This is a genomic window from Nocardiopsis sp. NPDC055824 (assembly GCF_053616335.1).
Map to the genome: position 1 here is coordinate 1 of NZ_JBSHDN010000290.1, position 6,151 is coordinate 6,151.

Below are 6,151 nucleotides of genomic sequence, written 5' to 3' on the forward strand. Positions count from 1 at the left end.
TGATGGTACTGCCCTGTGGTGGGGTGGGAGAGTAGGTCGCTGCCACGGTTTTTTGTTGGGGAGGGGGTTGCCTTGTGGGCGGCCCCCTCCTTTTTCGTGCGCATGTTTGTGCGTTTGTGAAAAGAGTGTTTCTAGAACCCGGTGTTTCTAGAAGCCGTAGTTGTACACCGAGCCGCCGGGGTAGACCGTGCCCACGCCGCTCCGGTAGACGTATCCGCCGTAGGCGGCGCCCTCGTAGAAGGTCCAGCCGCCCAGGGTCCTGCCGTGGAGGGGGACGTACCAGCCCGCCGCGTTGGGGTCGGTGTAGCCCCTCAGCGCGAAGTGGATGTGGGCGCCGGTCGTCGAGCCGCCGGCGCAGAGGCTGTTGCCCTGCCTTCCGAGGTAGTGGCCGACGCCGACGTTGTTACCGGGCAGCCACTGGTAGTCCTCCAGGTGGTAGTAGTCCGTGGAGTAGCCGTTGTCGTGGATCACCCGGGTCCAGCCGGTGCAGAGGCTGTAGGCGTAGCCGCCCCGGGCCGCACGGGCCTGGCCGTTGCCGCCGGCGAAGTCCACCGAGCTGTACGGGTGGCCGGAGCTGAAGCCGTGCGGTCCGCCGGTCATGACCATCGAGGAGCCGATGGAGAACGGCAGCCCCACCCCGATGTAGGTGGAGGCGGAGACCTCGTCCGGGTTCGTGGACGCGGCGACGGCCTCCCGCTCCTCCTCGGCCAGCAGGGTCGATGCCGAGAGGATCTCCGAGAACTCCTCCGTGCCCTCCAGTCCGACGGTCCACTCCGAGCCCTCGTGGTCGGCGGCGAACAGCCAGGCGTAGGGGCTCTCCTCCGAGCCCATGGGCGCGGTCACGATGGCGACACCGAAGGCGGAGCCGTCCGAGGCCTCCCGGATGTCGATCCGGACGTCGCGGTCCCGGGCGTCGAGGGCGGAGAGCCCGGTGCCCCGGGCCTCCAGGACGTCGGCGACGACCGCGTCGGCGAGCACGTCCTCGGCCGCCGTTCCGGGTGCTGCGCCGGGCAGGGACTCGGCGGCGCCGTCCGCGGTGACCTCCACGTTGGGAGCGGTCGCGAGAGCGGTGTCCACGGGCGCCGGCTGGGCCTGGGCCGCACCGGCGGAGACGACCAGGGCGGCCGCGGCGGTCAGGGAGAGGGTGGCCGCGCCCAGGAACCGGGTCCGGGAAAGGCGCACGCGAAAGGCGGGGGAGGTGGGGGGTGTCAACGCTTCTCCTTGGGGTGAGCGGACGGGGGGTCGACACGGTGCTCTGCGGTCATGGGGTCTCGACCACATTGCTACCGCAGGGTAACCACACGAATACCCGCCTGCAAGGGGTGGAAGGGGAAGGGACGCCGTCCCGGAAGCCCGCCGGGAGGCCGGCGGTGGGCGCACACTGCGGGGGGAGGGGCGCGGAACGGAACGGGGGCAGGGCGAAGCGTCCTGCCCCGGGGAGCTCCCCGATTTCCAGTCAACCCTGTTCCGGAGGGCGGGGCCAGACCGGTCTCCCTCCTGTGGAAAACGCGGAACGGCCCCGTTCCCGGGGCCGTTCCGCGTGGGGGCGGGGAGGGCCGCTAGGCGGCACGCCCCGCCTCCAGCCCGAGCAGGAACTCCTTGCGCTCCAGACCGCCCGCGTACCCGGTGAGGGTCCCGTCGGCCCCGATGACCCGGTGGCAGGGGACGATGATGCTGATCGGGTTGCGACCGTTGGCCATGCCCACGGCGCGGGAGGCGGTCGGCCGCCCCAGTTCCTCGGCGAGTTGGCCGTAACTCGCGGTCTCCCCGTACGGGATGGTCGTCAGCCCGGCCCACACCTTGCGCTGCCACTCGGTCCCGGAGGGGGCCAGCGGCAGGTCGAACTCCCGGAGCTCCCCCGCGAAGTACGCGTCCAGCTGCCGGACCGCCTCGGCGAACGGCGCCGGGTCGGCGATCCACTCCGCCGGGACACTCAGGGAACTGCCGTCCTTCGCGAGCGTGAACAGCGCGCCCAGCGCCTCACCGTCGCCGACGAGGGTCAGCAGCCCCACCGGCGAGTCCATGGTGGTGTACCGGGTCGGCCCGTCCAGCGGGGCCCGGAACTCCGCGGTCGGCGCCCGCATGGGGGCGACCGGTTCGACATCCGCGAAGAGTGACTCCTGTCCGGGTGCCGCGGCACCCGGTGCCCGTGTGATGCTCATACCGTTCCCTCTCGTCCTCACGTCCGTCTTCCCTTGCCGACGGCCACCGGACCCCGAGGGCCCCGTGGTTCCAACAACCGGGCGGCGGCCACCGCTTCCCCGCCGGTCCGGGCCCGCCCGCGGTCGTCCCGCACCGCTTCCGGCTCACGCCGCGGAACCGGTGCGGCCCGCGACCCCGCCGACCGCCCCGGACGGGCCGTCCGCAGACGCGCCGTCCGGAACCGCTCCCGCCTCCCGCGCCCGGGCGGCGTCGCCCAGCGACGCCCACAGCAGGTGGGTGGCGTACGAGCGCCACGGGCTCCACCCCCGTGCGTTCCGGGCGGCCGCCGCCGGGGAGGTCCACGCCCTTCCGGCCTCCAGCGCCGACCGGACGCCCAGGTCGCCGTGCAGGAACACGTCGGGGTCGCCCAGACCGCGCATCCGCACGTAGCCAGCCGTCCACGGACCGATGCCGCGCAGCTCGACCAGGCGCCGCTCGGCCTCCTCCCGGTCGCAGCCCGGCCCCAGGTCGACACGGCCCGAGGCGACGGCCCCGCTCAGTCCCACCAGGGCGGTTCCGCGCGCCACGGGGATGGAGAAACCCGTCGGGTCGGCCCCGGCCAGCACGTCCGGGGACGGGAACAGGTGCGTCAGGCCGCCGCCCGGGACCTCCAGCCCCTCCGCCAGGGGCTTTCCGAACCTCTGCACCAGCCGGCCCGCCAGCGTGCGCGCGGCCCGTACCGACACCTGCTGGCCGAGCACCGCACGGACGGCCAGCTCCGCCGGGTCCACGTGCCCGGGCGACCGCATGCCCGGACGGGCCGACACGATCGGGCCGAGCAGGGGGTCCCCGCCCAGGGCCTCGGCGACCGCACGCGGGTCGGCGTCCAGGTCCAGCAGTCTGCGGCACCGGCGCACCGCACTGGCCAGGTCGCGGGTCTCGGTCAGCCGCAGCCGGCACAGCACGTGTCCCGGCCCGGAACCCGCCGAGAGCTCCACGACACCGGTTCCGTGCGGGAGCGGGAGCGTCCGCCTGTACACGCCCTCCCGGTACTCCTCGATCCCGGGAACGGCCCTGTCGCCGAGGAACCCCAGCATCGAGGCCAGGTCGATCGGCTCCCGGTAGGGCAGCCGCAGCGTGATCGTCCCCGGTGCGGAGGAGCCGGGGGCCCGGGAGCGTCCGACCGAGCGCATCTCGGTGGGGGAGCGGTCGAACACCGCCTGCATCGTCTCGTTGAACTGGCGCACGCTCGCGAACCCGGCCGCGAACGCGACGTCCGCCATCGGCATGTCCGTGGTCTCCACCAGGACCCGGGCGGTCTGGGCGCGCTCGGTGCGGGCCAGGGCCAGCGGCCCCGCGCCCACCTCGGCGGACAGCAGCCGGTTGAGCTGGCGTTCGCTGTACCCCACGGCGGAGGCCAGCGCGCCCACGCCGCCCCGGTCCACGGCGCCGTCCTGGATGAGCCGCATCGCGCGGCCGACCACGTCGGCCCGCAGGTTCCACTCCGGTGAGCCCGGCGTCAGGTCGGGGCGGCACCGCTTGCAGGCGCGGAACCCGGATTCCTGGGCCGCCGCCGCGGTGGGGAAGAACCTGGTGTTGACCCGCTTCGGGGTGACGGCGGGGCAGCTCGGACGGCAGTAGATCCCGGTGGTGCGCACGGCCGTGTAGAAGACCCCGTCGAAGCGGGAGTCCCTGCTGTGTACTGCGCGGTAGCGCTGGTCGTCGTCCATCACACTGTCCATGGTCACCCATGGACCGGGGCGGGTGCTGGCGGTTTTCGGACATGCACCCCGAGGGGTCAGGAAGGCCTGTCGCCGTCGGCCCCGTCGGGCCGGGCCCCTCCCGGAGCGGCGCCCCCGGGGTCCGCGGGGGCCCCGCCCGGTCCGGTGTTCCCCGTTCCGGGGTCCGCGTCGCCCGCCTCCTCCCCGTGGTCGAGGAGGTACTGGACGTAGACGGGGCGCAGGGCCTCCTGGACCCCGGGGTCCGTCTCGGCGGAGAGGGCCTCGTACACGAAGCCGGAGAGCTGGGCGACACTCGCCTCGCTGGCCCGGTCGTTCCCGGCCGCGGCCTCCGCCGCCGGGACGAGGCCGAGCAGCCGCCAGAAGAAGCGCAGGTCCCACCTCTGACGTGCCAGCTCGACGGCGCGGTCCCGCAGGTCCTCTGTGCTGGTTCGGTCGAATTCGGTGGCATCGTCTCCCATGCTCGGAAGATACCCGTCCCCGTGCCCGCCACCCGCGAGTGACCTGCGTTACGCTTCACACGAGTTCATCGTCTCCACCCCGCCCCGGTGGGACTCCCACAAGGAGTGGCCGGGCTGCGGGGAACACGTCGTGAGGGGTAAGCCATGGCCGAGGGTGCGGCAAGGATCGTCGTCGCCAAGCCGGGACTGGACGGGCACGACCGGGGGGTCAAGATCGTCGCCCGCGTCCTGCGCGACGCCGGGGTCGAGGTCATCTACACCGGTCTGCGCCAGACGCCGGAGATGATCGTCGCGGCGGCGCTCCAGGAGGACGCCGACGCCATCGGGCTGTCCGTGCTCTCGGGGGCCCACATGACCATGTTCACCCGGGTGATGGAGCTGCTGAGGGAGAACGACGCCGAGGACATCCGTGTGTTCGGCGGCGGGATCATCCCCGACGCGGACATCGCGGAGCTCGAACGCCTGGGGGTCGCCAAGATCTTCACCCCGGGGGCGCCCACCTCGGAGATCGCCGACTGGGTCCGGGAGAACGTCCGCCCGGCGCACGCGGCCTGATCCTCCGGCGGCGCCGGCGGGGAGCGCCGGGACGGAGGGCGTCGTCCGCGCCCGGTCCCGTGCGGCGGTCCGCGGCGTGATGTTGGTCGCAGGGACGAAGCGGCCATGGTACGGCCGATGCACCCATGTCGTGTTATTCGCGGTGTCGCTGGTCACACAATTTCCCACGCGGACGCTTCCGCAGTGCGGCATGGACGGCTTTTGGGCCGGGACCGACGCGGTGAAGCGGCCCCCGGTGTCCGGCGGCCGGATTTCAGGCGACTAAGCTTTGCGCATGTCGCGGGTGGCGACTCCGCGGCGATCTCGATCTCTGTGAACGGCGGGGCCCCTCGGGGTCCTGCTGCGTGTGACGTGTACCAGTAGGTCACAGCCGATCCGGACGAGGCCACCCCGGTAGACATCCTGAGCCAGCGAGTTACAAGGACGGACCCTCGTGGACCTGTTCGAATACCAGGCGAAGCAACTCTTCGCAGAGTACGGGGTTCCCGTACCCCAGGGGAAGGTGGCGAGCACGGCCGCTGAGGCACGTGCCATCGCTGACGAGTTCGCCGCTGCCGGCAAACCCCGCGTCGTTGTCAAGGCGCAGGTCAAGACCGGTGGTCGCGGCAAGGCCGGCGGCGTGAAGGTCGCCGAGGGCCCCGAGGACGCCCAGGCCAAGGCCGAGCAGATCCTCGGCATGGACATCAAGGGCCACACGGTCCACCGTGTCCTGGTCGAGGAGGCCTCCGACATCGCGGAGGAGTACTACTTCTCCTTCCTGCTGGACCGCGCGAACCGCAATTTCCTGTCGATCTGCTCCAAAGAGGGCGGCATGGAGATCGAGGAGGTCGCCGTCACCAACCCCGACGCGGTCGCCAAGATCTCCATCGACCCCCTGACCGGCGCCCCCGCGAACGTCGCGGCCGAGATCGTGAAGGCGGGCAACCTGCCCGAGGCCGCCGCCCAGGGCGCGGCCGAGATCATCACCAAGCTGTGGGACGCGTTCGTGGGCAAGGACGCCACGCTCGTCGAGGTGAACCCCCTCATCCTCACCAAGGACGGTCGCGTCGTCGCCCTCGACGGCAAGGTCACCCTGGACGAGAACGCCGAGTTCCGCCAGGACCTGGAGAGCCTCACGTTCGCCGAGGAGGGCGACCCCCTCGAGGTCGCCGCCAAGGCCAAGGGCCTGAACTACGTCAAGCTCGACGGCGAGGTCGGGATCATCGGCAACGGCGCGGGCCTGGTCATGTCCACGCTGGACGTGGTGGCCTACGC

6 protein-coding genes are annotated in these 6,151 nt (G+C 72.2%); 2 read left to right on the forward strand and 4 right to left on the reverse strand.

All coding sequences use genetic code 11. The annotated features are described in order from the left end of the window. Positions 1–147 precede the first annotated feature (147 nt). From ACWGL3_RS30350 to ACWGL3_RS30365, 4 genes are all read right to left on the reverse strand, one after another. On the reverse strand, positions 148–1,212 hold the full coding sequence (locus ACWGL3_RS30350) for a M23 family metallopeptidase (RefSeq protein ID WP_344186119.1): 1,065 nt from the start codon (positions 1,210–1,212) through the stop codon (positions 148–150). Between the two features lie 347 nt (positions 1,213–1,559). Then, a complete protein-coding gene (locus ACWGL3_RS30355; RefSeq protein ID WP_267950519.1) occupies positions 1,560–2,084 on the reverse strand; it encodes a methylated-DNA--[protein]-cysteine S-methyltransferase in 525 nt (174 codons plus the stop codon). 222 nt (positions 2,085–2,306) lie between these two features. Beyond that, positions 2,307–3,884 carry an AlkA N-terminal domain-containing protein gene (locus tag ACWGL3_RS30360; RefSeq protein ID WP_276567194.1) on the reverse strand — a complete coding sequence of 526 codons (1,578 nt, stop codon included), beginning with the start codon at positions 3,882–3,884 and terminating at the stop codon, positions 2,307–2,309. 56 nt (positions 3,885–3,940) lie between these two features. Continuing rightward, a complete protein-coding gene (locus ACWGL3_RS30365; RefSeq protein WP_267946592.1) occupies positions 3,941–4,342 on the reverse strand; it encodes a hypothetical protein in 402 nt (133 codons plus the stop codon). Between the two features lie 144 nt (positions 4,343–4,486). On the opposite strand from ACWGL3_RS30365, the gene ACWGL3_RS30370 reads away from it, so the two are divergent. Together ACWGL3_RS30370 and ACWGL3_RS30375 are read left to right on the forward strand one after the other, a co-directional pair. Then, positions 4,487–4,897: a cobalamin B12-binding domain-containing protein gene (locus ACWGL3_RS30370; protein WP_267946591.1), complete on the forward strand. Its 411-nt coding sequence runs from the start codon at positions 4,487–4,489 to the stop codon at positions 4,895–4,897. A 433-nt stretch (positions 4,898–5,330) separates the two neighbouring features. Further along, the coding region (locus ACWGL3_RS30375; RefSeq protein ID WP_355014745.1) for an ATP-grasp domain-containing protein at positions 5,331–6,151 on the forward strand (821 nt) is incomplete at its 3' end.